This window comes from Actinoplanes derwentensis (genome assembly GCF_900104725.1).
GTDB lineage: Bacteria > Actinomycetota > Actinomycetes > Mycobacteriales > Micromonosporaceae > Actinoplanes > Actinoplanes derwentensis.
The window spans coordinates 3,852,313-3,870,514 of record NZ_LT629758.1 but is presented as its reverse complement, the minus strand read 5'-3'; the positions used below and the strand labels follow the sequence as shown (position 1 = coordinate 3,870,514).

Annotated in this window: 16 protein-coding genes; 15 read left to right on the top strand and 1 reads right to left on the bottom strand. The window is 71.1% G+C overall.

The genetic code is table 11. From position 1 onward, the window contains the following. Positions 1 to 102: 102 nt before the first annotated feature. The 15 genes from BLU81_RS17120 (at position 103) to BLU81_RS17050 (ending at position 16,919) form a co-directional block, all read left to right on the top strand. Complete coding sequence (locus tag BLU81_RS17120) at positions 103 to 579, top strand: (2Fe-2S)-binding protein (RefSeq protein ID WP_092545589.1); 477 nt, start codon at positions 103 to 105, stop codon at positions 577 to 579. Positions 580 to 582: 3 nt separating this feature from the next. Next, positions 583 to 1,584 carry an FAD binding domain-containing protein gene (locus BLU81_RS17115; protein WP_092545588.1) on the top strand — a complete coding sequence of 334 codons (1,002 nt, stop codon included), beginning with the start codon at positions 583 to 585 and terminating at the stop codon, positions 1,582 to 1,584. Beyond that, positions 1,581 to 3,707, top strand: coding sequence for a xanthine dehydrogenase family protein molybdopterin-binding subunit (locus BLU81_RS17110; RefSeq protein WP_092545587.1), 2,127 nt, complete (start codon positions 1,581 to 1,583; stop codon positions 3,705 to 3,707). The genes BLU81_RS17115 and BLU81_RS17110 overlap by 4 nt, the downstream gene beginning before the upstream one ends. A gap of 14 nt (positions 3,708 to 3,721) precedes the next feature. After that, positions 3,722 to 5,794, top strand: a complete 2,073-nt coding sequence (locus BLU81_RS17105) for an FAD-dependent oxidoreductase (RefSeq protein ID WP_092545586.1) — start codon at positions 3,722 to 3,724, stop codon at positions 5,792 to 5,794. Continuing rightward, the gene (locus tag BLU81_RS17100) at positions 5,791 to 6,534 is read left to right on the top strand and encodes a maleate cis-trans isomerase family protein (protein ID WP_092545585.1); all 744 of its coding nucleotides are present in this window, start codon (positions 5,791 to 5,793) and stop codon (positions 6,532 to 6,534) included. The genes BLU81_RS17105 and BLU81_RS17100 overlap by 4 nt, the downstream gene beginning before the upstream one ends. 18 nt (positions 6,535 to 6,552) lie before the next feature. Next, positions 6,553 to 6,846, top strand: coding sequence for a Dabb family protein (locus tag BLU81_RS17095; RefSeq protein ID WP_092545584.1), 294 nt, complete (start codon positions 6,553 to 6,555; stop codon positions 6,844 to 6,846). Beyond that, positions 6,843 to 7,439 (top strand): isochorismatase family protein, encoded by a 597-nt coding sequence (locus BLU81_RS17090; RefSeq protein WP_092545583.1) that lies wholly within the window; start codon positions 6,843 to 6,845, stop codon positions 7,437 to 7,439. The genes BLU81_RS17095 and BLU81_RS17090 overlap by 4 nt, the downstream gene beginning before the upstream one ends. Further along, a complete protein-coding gene (locus tag BLU81_RS17085; protein WP_092545582.1) occupies positions 7,436 to 8,065 on the top strand; it encodes a cysteine hydrolase family protein in 630 nt (209 codons plus the stop codon). Before BLU81_RS17090 ends, BLU81_RS17085 begins: the two co-directional genes overlap by 4 nt. After that, positions 8,062 to 8,979, top strand: a complete 918-nt coding sequence (locus BLU81_RS17080) for a polysaccharide deacetylase family protein (protein ID WP_092545581.1) — start codon at positions 8,062 to 8,064, stop codon at positions 8,977 to 8,979. Before BLU81_RS17085 ends, BLU81_RS17080 begins: the two co-directional genes overlap by 4 nt. Further along, a complete protein-coding gene (locus BLU81_RS17075) occupies positions 8,976 to 9,872 on the top strand; it encodes a polysaccharide deacetylase family protein (RefSeq protein ID WP_092545580.1) in 897 nt (298 codons plus the stop codon). The genes BLU81_RS17080 and BLU81_RS17075 overlap by 4 nt, the downstream gene beginning before the upstream one ends. Then, positions 9,873 to 11,234, top strand: coding sequence for an MFS transporter (locus BLU81_RS17070; RefSeq protein ID WP_092545579.1), 1,362 nt, complete (start codon positions 9,873 to 9,875; stop codon positions 11,232 to 11,234). It abuts the gene before it with no gap. Positions 11,235 to 11,633: 399 nt separating this feature from the next. Then, the gene (gene focA, locus BLU81_RS17065) at positions 11,634 to 12,500 is read left to right on the top strand and encodes a formate transporter FocA (RefSeq protein ID WP_197686259.1); all 867 of its coding nucleotides are present in this window, start codon (positions 11,634 to 11,636) and stop codon (positions 12,498 to 12,500) included. A 477-nt stretch (positions 12,501 to 12,977) separates the two neighbouring features. Further along, on the top strand, positions 12,978 to 15,035 hold the full coding sequence (locus BLU81_RS17060) for a glycosyltransferase (RefSeq protein ID WP_197686258.1): 2,058 nt from the start codon (positions 12,978 to 12,980) through the stop codon (positions 15,033 to 15,035). After that, positions 15,032 to 16,348 (top strand): nucleotide disphospho-sugar-binding domain-containing protein, encoded by a 1,317-nt coding sequence (locus BLU81_RS17055; RefSeq protein WP_092545576.1) that lies wholly within the window; start codon positions 15,032 to 15,034, stop codon positions 16,346 to 16,348. The genes BLU81_RS17060 and BLU81_RS17055 overlap by 4 nt, the downstream gene beginning before the upstream one ends. Continuing rightward, entirely contained in the window at positions 16,305 to 16,919 is a 615-nt protein-coding gene (locus tag BLU81_RS17050) for a hypothetical protein (protein WP_157751644.1), read from the top strand. Before BLU81_RS17055 ends, BLU81_RS17050 begins: the two co-directional genes overlap by 44 nt. Here the strand turns inward: BLU81_RS17050 and BLU81_RS17045 are convergent, their stop codons facing one another. After that, positions 16,920 to 18,200, bottom strand: a complete 1,281-nt coding sequence (locus tag BLU81_RS17045; protein WP_092545574.1) for an ABC transporter substrate-binding protein — start codon at positions 18,198 to 18,200, stop codon at positions 16,920 to 16,922. Positions 18,201 to 18,202: the final 2 nt, after the last annotated feature.

Here is an 18,202-nt window from a genome sequence, read left to right as displayed (position 1 = left end):
CGCTCTCGAAACAAGAGTTAACAAGAATTTGCAGGTAGAGCATCTTTACTCGATCTTGCCCGGATCCCGGGCACTTGAATCTTGTTCCGCAGAGAGGAACACATGACGATCGGAAGCCAGATTGCGGTCGCGTGCACCGTCAACGACGGGGACGTTCGGCTCGTGCTGGATCCGCGGGAGTCGCTGCTCGAGGTACTCCGCGACCGGCTCGGGCTCACCGGCGCCAAGCGGGGTTGCGACCACGGCCAGTGCGGTGCGTGCACGGTCCATCTCGACGGCCGGCGGGTGCTGGCGTGCCTGACCCCCGCCGTACAGGCCGATGACCGTGCGGTGCGCACGATCGAGGGCGTTGCGGGACCGGACGGCGCCCTGCACCCCATGCAGCAGGCCTTCATCGAGCACGACGCACTGCAGTGCGGATACTGCACGCCGGGCCAGATCATGTCCGCGCTGGCCTGCGTGGCCGAAGGCAACGCCCACGACGAGGCGACCGTCCGCGAGTACATGAGCGGCAACCTGTGCCGCTGCGGCGCGTACCCGGGCATCGTGGCCGCTGTCCGGGCCTGTGCGGCGGGCTGACCCGTGCACGCGTTCACCTATCTGCGGGCCGACAGCGCCGAGGCCGCCGTCCGGGCGCTGAGCCAGGCCGGGCCCGGCGTCCGGCTGCTCGCCGGCGGCACCACCCTGTACGACCTCATGAAGCTCGGCGTCGAACAGCCGGCCACGGTCATCGACATTCAGCGGGTGCCCGAACTCGCCGGGATCGAAGCCGGCCCGGACGGGCTGGTCCTCGGTGCCGCCAGCCGGATGGCCGACGTCGCCGCGCACCCCGCGGTGGTCCGTGACTTTCCTGCCCTGTCCGAATCCCTGTCGCGGGCGGCCTCGCCCCAGATCCGCTCGTCGGCGACGCTCGGCGGCAATCTGCTGCAGCGCACCCGCTGCTGCTACTTCCGGGCTGTTCCGGCACTGCCGTGCCACAAGCGCGCGCCCGGCAGCGGCTGCTCAGCAGCCGACGGCCTCGACAACGGCCAGGCCGTGCTCGGCACCAGCGCACACTGCACAGCCGTCTACCCCGGCGACGCCGCCATCGCCCTGCTCGCCTTCGACGCCGTCATCGACCTCACCGGCCCGAATGGCGAGCGGACAATCCCGCTCGCCGGTCTGCATCTCGCACCGGGCGATCACCCGGACCGCGAGCACACCCTGGCCTCCGGCGAGCTGATCCTGCGGATCCGGGTTCCCGCCACGGCCGCCGCACGCGCCTCGACCTACGTCAAGATCCGGCCGCGGGAGTCGTACGCGTTCGCCCTCGCCTCCTGCGCCGCCGCGCTCGACCTCGACACCACCGGCCGGATCCGCGACTGCCGCCTCGCCCTCGGCGGCGTCGCCACCGTGCCCTGGCGCACACCCTCCGCCGAGCATGCCCTGATCGGGCAGCCTCCCGGCACCCTGCAGTTCCGCACGGCCGCTGAACTCGCCCTCAGCGGCGCACGGCCCGGCCGCGCAAACGGCTACAAGGTGGAGCTGGGCCGCCGGGCCGTCATCGAAGCCCTCACCATCGCGTACGAGCGGGCCACGGCATGACCCGCGTCGACGCCCGGGACAAGGTCACCGGAGCCGTCCGGTTCGCCACCGACCACCACCCCGAGGGGATGCTGCATGCCGCGCTGGCGGTGGCGACGATCGCCCGGGGGCGGGTGACAGCCGTGCACACCGGCGCGGCCGAGGCAGTGCCGGGGGTTCGCCTCGTGCTGACCCGCCTGTCCCCGGACGAACTGCGCCCAGCCGGGCACAACATGGCCGGCGGTTTCGCGGTGCAGAGCTTCCAGCCCCTGCTGGGCGACCGGATCGCCTACCGCGGCCAGCCGATAGCCCTGGTGGTGGCGGACACCGTGGTCGCGGCCCGCGCGGCCGCCGACGCGGTGACCGCCGACTATGCCGCCGAACCGGCGATCACCGGCCTCGACGACGAGCACGCGGAGACGGTGCGCCAGCAGGAAGCCATCCCGATCCCGTTCGCCGCGGACATCGTCGTCGGCGATCCGCAGGCCGAGTACGCCGCGGCCCCCGTTCACGTCGACGCCACCTACGATCATCCGGCGCAGAACGCCGCCCCGCTGGAACTGCTCGCCAGCATCGTCGCCTGGAACGGCGACCGTCTGACCGTCCACGAGGGAACGCAGAACGCCGGGGCCGTGCGGCACGGACTGGCCCGTCAGCTCGGCATCGACCCAGAGCTGGTGCGGGTCGTGTCGCCGTACCTGGGCGGCGGGTTCGGGCAGAAGAACGCCCTGCAGCCGCACCTGGGCCCGCTGGCCCTGGCCGCCCGCCGGATCGGCCGCCCGGTGCGGCTGGAGCTGACCCGTACCCAGACCTTCCACCAGGGCAGCTTCCGCCCGCGTAGCCGGCACCGGGTCCGCCTCGGCGCGCAGGCCGACGGCCTGATCGTGGCCGCGCTGCACGACGCTACCCAGCAGACCTCCCGGCACGACCTGTTCCCCGCCTCCTACACCAAGGTCACCTCGCGGCTGTACGGCTACCGCGCATTCGGCGGCAGTCAGCACCTGGTCCGGACCGATGTCCAGACCCCCGGCTACATGCGCGCGCCGTACGAGCAACCGGCCGTCTGGGCGTTCGAGTCCGCGGTGGACGAACTGGCGTACGCCCTCGGCCTCGACCCGGTCGCGCTCCGGCTGGCCAACGACACCACCACCGACCCGGTGAGCGGGCTGCGGTTCTCCAGCCGGCACGTCGGCGAGTGTCTGCGCCGGGGCGCGGAGCTCTTCGGCTGGGCGGAACGGGACCCCCGCCCGGGCCGGATGCGCGGACCGGACGGCACCGAACTCGGCTGGGGAGTCGCCATCGGCGCCTATCCTGCGTCGACCGCCGCGGCCTCCGCGACCATCGAGGTGCACGCCGACGGCTCGGTCACCGTCCTCGTCGACGGCCACGAGATGGGTCAGGGGCTGCGCTCGGCGGTGGCCCTGCTGGTCGCCGCAGACCTCGACATCGAAGTGGACCGGGTGAACGTCCGGCTGGGCGACACCCTCGACGGCGCCCAGCACCTCACCGCAGGATCCTGGGGGACAGCCTCCGCCCTTCCCGCCGTGCATGCCGCGCTGGCCCGCCTGCGCACCGAACGGGACCGGCAGGACCGGGACCCGGCCGACCCGCCGTCCGTCGCTACCGCCGGGAACGGCCTGCCGGAGGCGATGCTCGACCGCGCCCGGCAGGGCCTGCTGGCCGCAGCGGGCCCGGTGTACCCGACGTTCACGGCGTACAGCTTCATCGCGCACTTCGTCGAGGTGGCGGTCGAACCGGTCACCCGCCGCATCCGCGTGCCCCGGGTGGTCAGCGTCGCCGACTGCGGCCGGGTGGCCAGCCCGGTCACCGCCGCCGCGCAGGTCCGCGGCGGCGTTGTCTGGGGACTGGGTGGTGCGCTGCGCGAGCACCTGGAGACCGACCCCCGTCACGGCGGCTTTCTCAACGCGACGCTGGAGGACTACCCGGTCACGGTCAACGCCGACATCGGCGTGATCGACGTGGACTTCGTCAACCGGCCGGACCCGCTGCTCAACCCCCTCGGTGTCAAAGGCCTCGGCGAGGTCGCCATGGTCGGCGTGGCCGCCGCCGTGGCCAACGCGGTCTTCCACGCGACCGGCCGGCGGCTGCGCCGGCTCCCGATCCGCCTCACGGACCTACTGTGAAGGGAACAACCCGCATGACCAACCCCCTGCCTTCCCCCGCGACCGTCGTCGTCGTGGGGATGGGCCCCGTCGGCATGGTGGCGGCGCTCGCGCTCGCCCGGCGCGGCGTCGACGTCGTCGTCCTCGAGGCTGGCGACACGCTCGCCGCCGAGTCCCGCGCGTCGACGTTCCACCCGCCGACGCTGGAGATCCTCGACGAGCTGGGCGTGGCTGACGCGCTGCACGAGCGGGGCCTGATCGCCCGGACGTTCCAGTATCGCGACCGGACCGGGACGGTGCTCGCCGACCTCGACCTGGCGGTGCTGGCCGGCGACACGAAGTATCCGTACCGGCTGCAGAGCGAGCAGAACAACCTCACCGAGATCATCGCCAGCCGGTTGCGTGAGCTGCCGAACGCCCGGCTCGTCTTCGGCGCCCCGGTGCGGCGGGTCGAGATCGGCAGCGACGGCGTGGGGGTTTTCGTGCCCGGCGACGGCCGCGAACCCTCGTATCGCGGCCGCTGGGTCATCGCCGCGGACGGCGCCGGTTCGGCCGTGCGCAAGAGCCTCGGCATCGCGTTCGAGGGCTTCACCTTCCCCGAGCGGTTCCTGGTCGCCTCCACCACGCACGAGCTCGCCGACGACATCCCCGGTCTGGCGCCGGTGTCGTACGTGTCCGACCCGGACGACTGGGGCGTGCTGCTGCGCACCCCCCGGCACTGGCGCATCCTCATGCAGATCGCCGCGGACGTGACCGACGAGCAGGCCACCGACCCGCGAGCAGTGCAGACCCGGCTACGGCGCATCGTGCCCCGTGCCGAGGACTACCCGCTGGAGCACATCACCGTCTACGCCGTCCACCAGCGGGTCGCCGCGACCTTCGCCGCCGGCCGGGTACTGATCACCGGGGACGCCGCACACGTCAACAATCCGCTCGGCGGGCTCGGGATGAACAGCGGCGTCCAGGACGCCTGGGCCGCCGCCGACGCGGTCCTGGCCGCCCTGGAAGGCGCCGACCCGGGCGGCTGCGCCCGCGCGTACGCCGAGGCGCGCCGCGACGCCGCCGTCTCCTACGTGCAGACGACGACCAGGCGCAACTATGCCGACCTGCAGGAGTCGGACACCGGCGCCCGCCACAAGCGCGCGCTGAGCCTGGGCAAGACGGCCGCCGACCCGGAACTGGCCCGCCGCTACCTGCTCGGCAGTTCGATGCTCACCTCATGGAGTACGTCACGCCGGCAGCTGGCGGCCGGGCTGCGCGCCGCCGGGCCGCGCGTGCCGAGCCCCGCCGGCCGCCGCCTCGCCGCCGCTCTCGCCACCGGGCCCGTCGTCTTCGCGCCGGGCGCACACGACGCGGTCTCCGCCCGAGCCCTCACGTCCTTTCCTGCCGGGTACGTCTCCGGGGCAGCGGTCGCAGCGACAGCGCTCGGTGCGCTCGACAACGGCTACGTGGGCCGTTCCGACATGGTCGCCCAGATCCGCCGGTTGGCCGCGAGCACCGGCGTCCCACTCATCGCCGACGGCGACGACGGCTACGGCGGCCCGGACCAGGTCGCGGCGACCGTCCGCGCCTACGAACGCGCCGGCGCGGCCGCCATCCAGTTGGAGGATCAGCGACACCCCAAGCGCGAGGGTCACGAGCAGGGCAAACAACTCATCGGTACGACGGCGATGGCCGCCAAGATCCGGGCTGCGGTCGCCGCGCGTACGGAACTGCTGGTGATCGCCCGTACCGACGCCCTGCTGCCCGAGGGCTTCGACGCCGCGCTGGACCGCCTGCGGGCCTATGCGGCGGCCGGAGCCGACCTGCTGTTCCTCGAGGGCGAACTCGACACCGACCGGCTGCTGCGGGTGCACCAGGCCACCCGGCTGCCGCTGGTGATCAGCCGCAGCGAGGCCGCCCGGGAACTGCCCGGCCCGGCCGAGCTCGACGACCTGCGGGCCGCCGGCGTCGCCGTCGTGCTCTTCCCGGTCGCTGGGCTGCTCGCCGCCACCCGCGCGGTGTACTCCGCCTACGCCTCGATAGCCGCCGAAGGCAGCGCCGACACCACTCTCACCCGGACCTGGTCCGACCTTGCCACGTTGCTCACCGAAGGAGAGCCCGCATGACCACCGTCACCTCCCCCCGCGCCGTCCTCGGCGTGATCGTGCCGTCCACCAACACCGTCGTCGAGGCCGAGTACAACGACATGCGCCCACCCGGCGTCAGCTTCCACACGGGCCGCATCTACATCGCGAAGCCCGGTCTGGGCGGAGACGACGACATGGTGGCGTTCCTCGAAGACCTGCGCACGCAGCTCGACACCGCCGTCCGCGACGTCGTCACCTGTCTGCCCGACCGCATCGTCATGGGCATGTCCGCCGAGACGTTCTGGGGCGGGGCCGCCGGGAACGCCGACTTCGAGAAGCACATTCGGGAGATCTCCGGCCTGGAGGTCTCCAGCGGCGCCGCCGCCTGCGACGCCGCGCTCAAGGCCTTCGGCGCCCGCCGAATCGCCGTGATCACCCCTTACCAGCCGGTCGGTGACGAGCAGGTCCGTACCTTCTTCACCGACCTCGGCTACGACGTGGCCGCCGTACGCGGATTCAAGTGCGACAGCGCCACCTCCATCGCCGACGTCACGCCCGCGGAGATCCGGGCGGCGTTCCTGGAGGTCGACGCGCCGGACGTCGACGTTCTTGTGCAGGCCGGCACGAACCTCGCCGCCGTAGCCGTGGCCGCCGAGCTGGAAGCCGAGCTCGGCAAGCCGGTCATCGCCATCAACGCGGCGACGGTGTGGCACGCCTTGCGTGCTCAAGGCATCCCCGACCAGCTGACCGGCCACGGCCGCCTGCTGGCAGACCACTGACCCACCCGAGGAGAGCACATGTTCCAGCACATCGGCATGCTGACCTTGGTCGACGAGGCCACCGCCGAGAACGCCGACGCGATCGTGGCCGGGCTGCTCGCGCTGCCCGCGACGATCCCCGGGCTCGTCGAGGCCAAGGTGGACCGGGACGCCGGCCTCACCCCAGGCAACGCCACCCTGGTCTTCCACCTGACTTTCGCCGACCAGGCCGCCTGGGAGGGCTACCGGACCCACCCCGACCACGTCGCCGTCATCAAGGAACGGATCGCCCCGGTGCTCGCGGCGAAGACCTTCGTCCAGGTGGCCGCATGATCTTCGGCGGACACCTCGATCCGGGTGAGCGACCCGCGCTGCTGCTGATCGATCCGGCCCGCGCCTACACCGAGCCCGGCTCACCGCTGTACGCCGGCGTCGAGGATGCCGTCGACCGGATGCGGGAGCTGCTGGCGCTCGTCCGCGCGGCCGGCCTGCCCGTCATCATCACGCGGGTCCGGCACGAGCAACCCGGCGACGGCGGCCTCTTCGCGCGCAAGGTCCCCGGCAGCGCCGCGTTCGCCGCCGGCAACCCACTCGCCGAGCCGATCGCCGGCCTGGAACACCGGCCCGGCGAGATGCTGCTGACCAAGCAGTACCCCAGTGCCTTCTTCGGCACTGCCCTGGCCGCGTCACTCACCGCCCGACGCATCGACACCCTGCTCATCGCCGGGCTCTCCACCAGCGGCTGTGTGCGCGCCAGTGCCCTGGACGCACTCCAGCACGGCTTCGTCCCGCTCGTGGTCCGCGAAGCCGTCGGCGACCGGGACCCGGCGATCCACGAGGCCAACCTGAACGACATCGCGGCCAAGATCGCCGACGTCGTACTGATGAACGATCTTCCGTATCTGAAGAAGGGTGTAACGCCATGACCGACTGGAACGCCGAGGTGGCCCGGATCCGCGAGCTACGGGCCGAGCGGACCCGTATCGGGCCGGGGGAGAACCCGGCCGTGCTCGTGGTGGACTTCCAGAAGGCGTTCGTCGAGCACGAGGGCTGCGGTCCCTCGGCAGCGATCGCCCTGCGCAACACCGCAGCCCTGCTGGATTCCGCCCGGGCCGCGGGCGTGCCGGTGATCTATCTCGTCATGATCCTCGACTCGCTCGATGACCGGATGCTCGCCCAGAGGGTCCGTTCCTCGCTCACCGAACGCTGCGAGCGCGGCAACCCGTGGACCGAGGTCAGCTCGGTCGTAGCCGTGCAGGACGGCGACCACGTCGTGGAGAAGACGGTCGCCACCGGCTTCTACCGGACCGGCCTGGACGACCTGCTGGCCAAGCTGGGTACCGACGAGGTGATCGTCGCCGGCACCAGCACCAGCGGCTGTGTCCGTGCCACCGTCATGGACGCCGCCTACCGCAGCCTGCGCGTGTCAGTGGTCGAGGAATGCGTCGACGACTTCCGCACCCTGTCCGGCGAGGTGTCGCTCTGGGACATGCAGGACCGGTTCGCCGACGTCGTCTCCCTCGACGAGACCCTGAAGCGGCTGGCCGCATGATCGACAACAACGACCGCCTCGTCTACGCCCCCCTGCCCGGCCGGCCACAGGTCACCTGGCCGCAGGGCAGAACACTCGCCTTCTGGCACGCGCCCAACATCGAGCACTACGACTACGTCCCGCCCGGCGGCGGCTCCCCGCAGGGCCGGGTCACCGCACCTGACCTGCAGCACTACGCGCACCGCGACTTCGGCAACCGGGCCGGGTTCTGGCGCATGCTGCGCGTCAGCGACCAGTTCGCGATGCCCGCCTCGGTCTCGCTGAGCCTGTCGGTGCTGGAGGAAATGCCTGAGGTCCGCGACGCCATGTTCGAGCGGGACTGGGAGATCATGAGCCACGGCATCTCCAACCTGCGCCCGATCTACGACATGGCCTACGACGACGAGGACGCGTTCCTGGCCCTTTCGCAACGCCTGGCCGAGACCTACTACGGCGGGCGGCGGATCAAGGGCATGCTGGGCCCGAAGGTCAGCGGCACCGACAACACCTGTGACCTGATGGTCAAGCACGGCATGACCTACCACGCCGACTGGATCCACGACGAACAGCCGCGCCCGCTGCGCACCGCGACCGGCGACCGGCTGGTGTCGATCCCGTACTCGTTCATGCTCAACGATGTGCCGCTGCTGCACGCCAAGCACTTCACCGGCGAGTACTTCGTGGCCATCGCGAAAGCCCAGATCGACCGGCTGCTGCGCGACAGCGACCGCGACGGACAGGGCCGCGTCGCCTGCCTGGCCACCCACCCGTTCGTCTCCGGACAGCCGTACCTGGCCCGGTACCTGGCGGAGATCTTCGACCATGTCCGCGGCGACGAGCGGATCTGGGTCACCACAGCCGGCGAGATCACCGATCACTATCTCGAGCACCACTACGACGAACAGGTCGCCCACGCCGAGGGACTCGCCCGATGACCCTGATCCCACACCCCGCCGACGCGATCGTCTACGCCCCGGACATCCCGCGCTCCTACGAACCGTCACGGCCCCCGTGGCAAGCCGATGCCCCGCTCACGGTCAGCGTGCTGTTGCACGCGCCGGCATACCAGGACGTCGTGCTGCCGCCGCGGCACAAGCCCGCGGCGATGCAGGGTGGTGTCGGCCGCGAGACCAGCGAGCCCCGCCACGGTCAGGTCGCACGGCTATCGCAATGGGACTTCGGTCTCACCACCGGGATCTTCCGGCTCCTGGACATCGCGGCCGGCCTGAACGTGCCGGTGGCGGTCGCCCTCGATTCCTACGGCACCCGGCTACCCGGGTTGGCCGCAGCGGTCTCGTCCCTGGCCGGTGAGATCGTTGTGCGAGGTGAGGCGGCCAACGCGATCCTGTCTCCCGCCATGACCCCCGACGAGCAGCAGCGGTACATACGGGAGGCGCGCGCCGCGGTCGAAGCGGCCACCGGCCGCACATCCACCGGCTGGTTCTCTCCCGAACGCGCAAGCACGCCGTTGACCAGTGGCATCCTGCGTGGCGCCGGTTTCGCCTGGTTCGGTGACTGGCCGCTGGACGAGGTGCCCGTCCCGGTCGGTGACGGCCTCACCGCGCTGCCGTTCGGGCTGGAGACCGAGGACATGTTCGCGCTCTACACCCGGGGCCTGCCCTTCGGCGACTACGAACGACTGCTCGACGACACCGTCGACCAGCTCCTGGCCGACGCGGCCGTCACCGGCCCCCGGTTCCTCGGGTTGAGCTGGTTCGGCTGGGTCCTCGGCCAGGCCTGCTTCGCCGACGTCGCCGAGCGGGTGCTGACCCGGCTGGCCGCACACCCGGACATCCGTATCCTGCTACCGGGCCAGGTCACCGGCTAAGTGAAATCGCTATCCCGCCAGCTCGGCTGGGTGCTCGGTTCGGGCACTGTGCTGCAGGGCTTCAACTCCTCGATGATCGCGGTCGCGCTGGTGTCCATCGGCGCCCACTTCGGCGAGACCGCCGCCCTTCCGTGGCTGGTCTCCGGCATGTACATCGCCTGTGCTGTGGCCTCGCCCGCCATGGGCCGCCTCGTCGACCTGTTCGGAGCCCGGCGGCTCTACGCCGCCGGGCTCGCCGTCGTGCTGCTCACCGCGATCGCTGGGCCGTTCGCGCCCTCGGCTGGCTGGCTCGTCGCGGACCGCGTCCTGATGGGGATCGGCGCGTCGGTGCATTTCCCGGCCGCGATGGTGCTCGTGCGCCGGCTCGCCGGCACCCCGGGCGAGGGCCAGCGAAGATCCATGGGGACGATCGCGCTGTGCGGGCAGACCGTCGCGGCCATCGGGCCCTCGGTCGGCGGCGTCCTGGTCTCGGCGTTCGGCTGGCAGAGCATCTTCTGGGTCAATCTGCCGCTCGTTCTCAACTCGGCCGTCTGGCTGTACGCCACGGTGCCCAAGGATCCACCTCTCGGTCGGCGGCAGGGTCTGCTGGGCCGGCTGGACCTGCCCGGGCTGGTGCTCTTCACCGCCGCCCTGACCCTGCTGATGGCCGGGTTGCTGCGCCTCGGCCAGGCCGGTTCCCTGCTGCCGGTCGTCCTGTCACTGCCCTGCTGGGCGGCTTTCCTGCTGCGGGAACGCCGCGCGGCGACTCCCTTCGTGGACGTCCGGTTGCTGCTGCGCCACCGCGGTGTACTGACCACCTGCGGCCGGGCGGTACTGACCTTCATCGGTTTCTACGCCGTCTTCTACGGCCTGCCCCAGTGGTTCGAGACCACGCGGGGGCTCGGCTCCGCCCAGGCCGGGCTGCTGATGATGCCGATCTTCGGCACCGGCGTGCTCAGCACCATGGCGGCCACCTTCGCCGGCCGGATCTTGCAGCCCCGCGCCCTGCTGATCATCGGCGGCGTCACCACCGTGATCGCAGGCATGAGCATGGCGCTGGTCCTGCGCGACGACGCTGCGTGGTGGACGATGATCGTCGTCGGTGCATTGCTCGGTGTGCCCAACGGCTTCAACAACCTCGGCAACCAGGGCGAGCTGCACGCCGCGGCCCCGACAGCGGCTCTCGGCATCGCCAGCGGCCTTTACCGCACCGCCCAGTACGTCGGCGCCGCCTTGTCGGCCGCGGCCGTCACTCTGTTGCTCGTCCCGGCCGCGGCCCATGGGGGCGCCGTCTCGCTGGGCCTGGTCATCGCCGGCATCGGCGGAGTTCTCGCCCTCCTCAACACGGTCGCCATCGTTCGCGGCCGCCGGAGGTTTGAGTAGCGGGAGCCGTGAAGGTTGAGTCTGGTTTGGTTGATCGTGTCGTTTTTTGTTGTGGTGGCGGAGATCGGCTCTGCCAGGCAGCGAGGCTGGCCTGTCGGGTGAGGTCGTCGACGGCCGAAGTGGTGTGGGTGGGTTCCCTTGCTGGGCCACCGGAACACCTCGAAGCGATCGACCGATCTGTACCTGGCTCGACAGGGCGGCCGACGAGATGGTCTCCCGTGGTGCCGAGCGGCTCGGAGTAGGTTCTTTCGATCGGCACGCGGTGAGTCTTCGGCTCGGCTCCCTGGACCGACTCGGCTGTCGGGCTCGCGGCGACCGGCGTGTGGTGACCATCGGCCGGTCCCGGTAGTTCCTTCTGCCCGTGCTGAACCGGGCATGTCCCTGCCTACGATTCGCCCCATGTCTACGATCTCTGAGCCGTTCATGCTCAGTCCGGCCCAGGTGGCTCAGACGGCCGAGGACGCCGCGTACGGCAAGGCCACGAGCAAGCCTCTGAAGTCCTTCATGCTCGGGCTCACCGGTGGTGCCTTCATTGCGCTGGGGTTCGTCTTCTACACCACCAGCCAGGTAGGTGCGGAGAACCTGGCCTGGTGGGGTGGGGCGAAGGTGGTCGGCGGCATCGCCTTCGCCACCGGTCTGGTGCTGGTCGTGCTGACCGGCGCGGAGCTGTTCACGTCCTCGACGTTGACGCTGACGGCGCGGGCCAGCGGGCGCATCACCTGGGCTCAACTCTTCCGGAACTGGGGCGTCGTCTACGTCGCCAACTTCGCGGGCGCGCTGACGATTCTGGCGCTCGTGTACCTCGGCGGCGTCTGGCGCAATGCGAACGGCGCTTGGGGTGGGGTGGTGCTGCACAGTGCGCTGGCGAAGGTCCAGCACACGTACGTGGAGGCCTTTACGCTCGGCATCCTGTGCAACCTCATGGTGTGCCTCGCCGTATGGGCCGCGTACTCCGGCCGTACCGCCACCGACAAGATCCTGGCGGTCACCATGCCCGTCGCCCTCTTCGTCTCCACGGGCTTCGAGCACTCGGTGGCCAACATGTTCATGATCCCGCTCGGCCTGCTGATCAAGGACAACGCGGGCGCTGGCTTCTGGAGCGGCGCCGGGCTCGTCAAGGCCGACTTCGCCGACCTCACCTGGGCCCATTTCGTCCTGCACAACCTGGTCCCCGTCACCCTCGGCAACATCGTCGGCGGCGGCATCATGATCGGCATCTTCTACTGGACCATCTTCCGCCGGTACCGCACCACCGATCACCCCTGACGAGGCAGCGGTCAAGCCGGGACTCGTCGTACGCCGAGTGTGATCCAGCGGTACGGGGCCCGCCTCAGCAGGTCGAGTCAGCCCACATCGTCGGCGCGTCAGCCACGCGAGGTGGTCAAACGTGCGGCCAGCGGGTTGCGCAGGTCTCCCGGCGTCATGGCGAAGCTCCCGCCGGACGGTGACTTCCTCGGCGGCGTCACACCGCACCGCCGCCGCTTGACGGCGTCATGGATGAACTGTCGCCCCTGCCTGCCCTGTGTGACCCGGCGGCGATGACGCGAGATCTGCTCGGTAACCGCACGACCGGGACCGCCGGCAAGCAGCGGGCGCCGAGGTGCTGGCACCTCGGCCACCGGTGTGGGGTGGCGCACTCATTTCGTGAAGATCTTTTGCATCCGTCGGTGGCCGCTATGCCGAAGTACGAGTATGTCGTCATCCGTGAATTCCGTACTGCACGAGGTGCGTCGCAGTGCGTCCATGCTCGACGTCCTCCGCGACCATCACGGGCTCGCTCAGGAGGCGGGGCGGGACCCGGCGCCGTCGGTGATGAGGCTGCTGGCGGCTGCGGTCGACGGGGAGGACGAGTTGGCGGCGGTGGCCGCGGTGCACGGGATCGGGGCGGTTGTCGACGATGAGGCCGACGCCGTACTCTCGCGGCTTTTGTCGCATCGGCGGCCGTTTCTGCGGGAGCATGCTGCGTGGGTGCTGCAGTCCCGTCTGCCGCGGCTCGACGCCATCGACCGTCTTGTCCGCGTTGTCGTCGCCGGCGGTTTCTCCGGCATGCTCGCACAGCGGACCCTGGAGAGCTGGGGCGGCCCGGCTGGGGACCACATCGTCGCGGCTCTGCTGCGGGCCCTGGCTGACACGCGTGACCCGCAGGCCCGCGCGCGCCTCGTCGAGACCTTCGGCCTGTTCTCCGCCGAGCCGACTGGTCAGGCCGTGGGCCGGATCGCCCTCGACCCGGACGAGAGCCCGGCCGCCCGGGTCAGAGCCGTCGCCGCGCTGGGCGACCGGCCCGGCGATCGGGAAGCGGTACGGGTGATCGAGTCCCTCTGGGCGGCGGGTGGTGACCTCGGAGCGGTGGTCCGGCTGGCCGCCGTCGATCTCGGACTGGCCGCGGGCAGTGCCCCCGCCGGCGGCGCACCGGGCCTGCGGGTCGCCCAGCTGTTTCTGCACGCGGACATCGATCGGCAGTTGAGCCGGGCCGGTGCGGGGGACAACGGCGGCGTCGCCACCCTGCTCGTCCGGCTCGGGGACGAGCTCGCTGCCCAACCCGGAGCGGGACGCGTGCTGACCATCTCCCGAGGCACCCCGGAGAGTGCGCTGGCCGCCCTCACCCGCGACGAGAAGCACGTTTTGGCGGCCGTGCCGATGCCGGGACCGGCGGTGAACGCGGCTGACGCGTGGCCGGCCCGGGTCGCCGTGCGGCGTGGCATCCGGCGCCTGTTGCGCGCTCATCACATCGACGTCGTCCACCTGCGGATGGCGGAGGTCGGCAGTCTGGCCGCAGCTGAGGTTGCGGCGGAGCTGGACATCCCGGTGGTGTTCACCCTGGCTCCCGACCCGCATGCGACCATCGGCGCCCTGGAACGAACGGGTGGCCTGCGCCGCGACAACTTCGGCCTGGCCGACGAACGGGAGCACTACTGGTTCCGGGCGCGGCTGGTGCAACGGCTGGCGGCCGAGGCCGACCACGTCGTTCTCTTCCCCCGTCCGCACCTCGCCCGTGATCTCGAGACGCTCATCGGCATCGACATCGCCGCCGAAGCCGGACGCTACAGCGTCGTCGCGGAGGGCATCGACCTCAAGGTCAGCCGGGCGGCCGCTGCCGAACTGACGGACTCGGCAGCCTCACCTGCCCTGGCCGAACTGGACGCGCTCGTCGGGGCTCTGCCGCCGCACCGCCACGGCCTGCCGCTGGCGATGAGCGTCGGCCGGCTGCACCGCGTCAAAGGCATGGCGACCCTGGTGCAGGCTTGGGCCCATGACCCGGCGCTGCGCGAGCGGTGCAACCTGCTGATCGTCGGCGGCGATCTGGCGGATCCGTCGCCGGACGAGCGGGAGCAACTCGAGCTCATCGCCCGGGTGCTACGCGACGACCCGGACGCCTCGGCCGGGCTGCTCATGCCCGGCCACCGGCCCAACGACGTGGTGGCCCGGTGGCTCGCCGCCGCACACGCCGGCCGTGCCTCCCTGATCGCCGCCGGGGGCGTCTACGTGTGCGCCAGCCTCAAAGAGGAGTTCGGCCTCGCCCTGCTGGAGGCGCTGGCCGCTGGTCTGGTCGTGGTCGGGCCGGACGCCGGTGGTCCGGCCACCTACATCGAGCACGGCGTCACCGGCTTGCTCGCCCGGGCCGGTGACCCGGCCGCCCTGGCCGTCGCCTTCCGGGCCGCCCTCGATCTCGCCGACCTGCCCATGCCGTCGCGGGTCGACCTGGCCCGGGCCCGGATCAGCGCCGGCCTGACCGTGGACTCCATGGCGGGTAGCCTGGCGGGCATCTACGCGTCCGTGACAGTCGAGGAGCACCGGTCATGACCCTGCTGGTGATCAGTCCGGACTACGCCTCCCACCTGCTGCCGCTGGCCACGCTCGCCACCGCGTGGCAGCGGGCCGGCGAACGGGTCGTGGTGGCGACCGGCTCGGCCACCGCCGCGCTGGTCGCGGGGTTCGGCTTCGAGCACAGCGACCTTCCGCTCGGCCGGGGTTCCAACCCGGGTGTGATCCGGGCGGAGCAGCAGCCGGCCGGCGAGGACGACGCGCTGCGCGGGTTCTTCGCCGCGACCTACCGCGGGATGGTCGAGACGTTGCGTTTCCAGGCCGAGGCGCGTCGCAACGACCTGCTGTGGGAGCCGGTCGACCGGGCGCAGGCGGTTCTCAAGGTGGTCGAGCAGGTCCGGCCGGACCGGATTGTCGTCGACCACCTGGCCTTCAGCGCCCGGCTGGCTCTGATCGCGGGTGCCGTGCCGCACGTGGACGTCGTCCTCGGCCACCCGTCGGCGCTGCCGGTGGGCGACGAGGTCTACGGCTACCCGACAGCGTGGCCGGCCGCGTTCCGCCCGGCCGAGAGCGAGCTCGCCGCGCTGCACCTGGTGTGCCGTACGGTGCGGGACGAGTTCACGGCGGAGTGGAACGCCGCGCTGCACATTCTCGCGCCCAACGCCGCCGCCGCGACGGACGCCTTCACCGAACACGGCGACCTGGTGCTCTACAACTATCCCGCCGCGCTGCACGACCTGACCCGCGGGCCCCTACCGGCACCGCATGCCTTTCTCGGCTCGGCGGTCCGCACCGAGACCGTCCCGGCCGACGTGCGATCGTGGCTGGAGACCGGCGACCAGCCGTTCGCCTACGTCAGCTTCGGAAGCTTCCTGTCCACCCGGGCGGACGTGCTGAGCACGGTCATCAGGGCTCTGCGGCGCTCCGGCCTGCGGGTGGCGCTCGCGACCGGGGCGGCCCAGGACCTGCCTCCAGTGCCGGACACCTGGCTCGTGCGTCCCTACCTGCCGCAGACCGCGTTGCTGGACCAGGCGTCGGTGGCGGTCACACACGCAGGCAACAACAGCGTCACCGAGGCCCTCACCGCGGGAGTGCCGATGCTGGCGCTCCCGTTCTCCACCGACCAGTTCGCGGGCGCGGCGGCGATCGAGACCACCGGCGTCGGCGTAGCCCTGGACCCGAACGCGGCTACGGCGGACGACATCGCCGCCGCTGTGCAACGTGCGCTCGAGTGCGCACCGGCGGCCCAGGCGATCGGCGAGCAACTACGGCGTACACCAGGACGCGATCTGGCCCATACCCTGACCCATGATCACCTCTCGAAAGTCGCTGAACGAGGGCAGCGTTCGTAGATCGCGGCGCAGCCGCGACCGCTGTCTCCCGGCTGGCCTCGGCTGTTTCGCCGACCGCTGCCGCAAGCCGAGGGCCCGCCTCACTCCTGCCCAAGCCGAGGAGCTTCCGGAGATCACCCGGCAACTGCTGGCTGTCGTGCCGGCGGGCACCGGGTGGACCCCGGACTGGTTCGAGAGCCGCAACCACCAGCAGGCCGAGTACCTTCTGGATCCGGCCGGCTATCGCGCCCTCTCTTCGTGGGAGCAGCGCGAACAGGCCCGCGCCTACCAGACGATCATGGGTGTGGACCGGTTCGCCGAGCACGCCACGAGTGGCCAGGGCATCAGGTGGCGGTGCTCGACGGCCGCCCAACTGGCCGAGGCGGCGCGGCTGATCGACGACCTGGACGTCGTCGCCGCGCGCCGCGAGTACTCCGTCGCCGACATGCTCGAACAGGGCGTCTATCAGGTCCACGAGACCGAGGACGACGCCGCGAGTTTCGCCCGGAACCTGCGTGACCTGCGATCCCGGGCCGGCCACTGCCGCGATCTCGCCGCCCGTGGTCTCGACCTGGTGATCACTCTCTACTGACTATTCGGCGATGGCCTTGTTCGCGGCGTTCTGGGCCTGGCGCAGGCCGGCCGGGACTGGCTGGCGTCCGAGGAACACCTGTTGCAGGATCGGGAGCGCGGCGGTGGCTCCGGCCTGCACGCGGGGGCCGATCGGGGCCGGGAACGTGGTGCCGTGCGCGGCGTTCAGGAACGGTCGCACGTCCACGCCCTGTTTCTGCCAGTACGCGGTGAAGTCCGGTTCGGCGGCGACCACACCGGGGAAGGCGAAACCTCCGGCGGCGATCGGGCGGGTGCCGTCGGCGGAGCCGATCCAGGACAGCACCTTCTCGGTGGCGTCCCGGTGCGGGGTCTTCGCGGAGGCGACCGCGGCGACGCCGTGCACCACGCTGACCCGCCCGGCCGGGCCGGTGAGCAGCGGCGCGAGGCCCCAGGCGAACTTCGCGCCCTCCTGCACGTTCTTCAGGTTGTAGGGGCCGGACTGGAACAGGGCGAGTCTGCCCTGGGTGAAAAGCTGGAGGGTCTTGTCACCGTTGGTGTTGGTGTCGGCCGCCGACGGGGCCACGTGATGCTTGTTGATCAGGTCGACGACGTACTGGATCGCCGCGACGGTCTTCGGCTGGTCCGCGTAGTCGAAGGTGTCGCCGTTCTGCCAGGTGCCGCCGTTGGAGCCGACGAAGTTCCCGCCGACGGCCTGACTGTCCAGGGCGGCGTTGAACCCGTACCGGGCGATCGCCGTGGGGTTGAAGTCGGGTTGGTCCGCGCTCTTCCCCGCCTTGTCGACGGTCAGTCTGCGGGCCGCCGGGAGGAACGTGTCACCGGTGCCGGACGGGTTCCAGACCAGGGTGGCCGGGTCGACGCCCGCCTTCGTGACCAGCTCTTCGTTGTAGAAAAGAGCGATCGAATCCCACAGCTGCGGTACGCCCCACAGCTTGCCGCCCCGGGTGTAGAGGTCCACCACCGACCTGGTCCAGCCGGACTGCTGACCGTCGGTGATCGGTAGCAGGTGACCGCTGTCCGCGTACAACCCGTAGTTGCTGGTGTTGGTCCAGAAGATGTCGGCGGCAGTGCCCGCGGCGATGTCGGTCGGTAGTTTGGTCCAGTAGTCGGCCCACGGCACCAGCTGCACCACCACGTCGATGTCGCCGTGTTGCTTCGCGAAGGCGGCGAACGACTCCTCGTACGCCTCGGCCACCTGTTCGTCCCAGAGCCGGAAGGTGACGGTGGTCCGGTCGCTGGTCGGGCCGCCCGCCACCGAACAGCTGGTGAGCAGCAGCAGAAGGAATGCGGCGAGTACGCGCATGG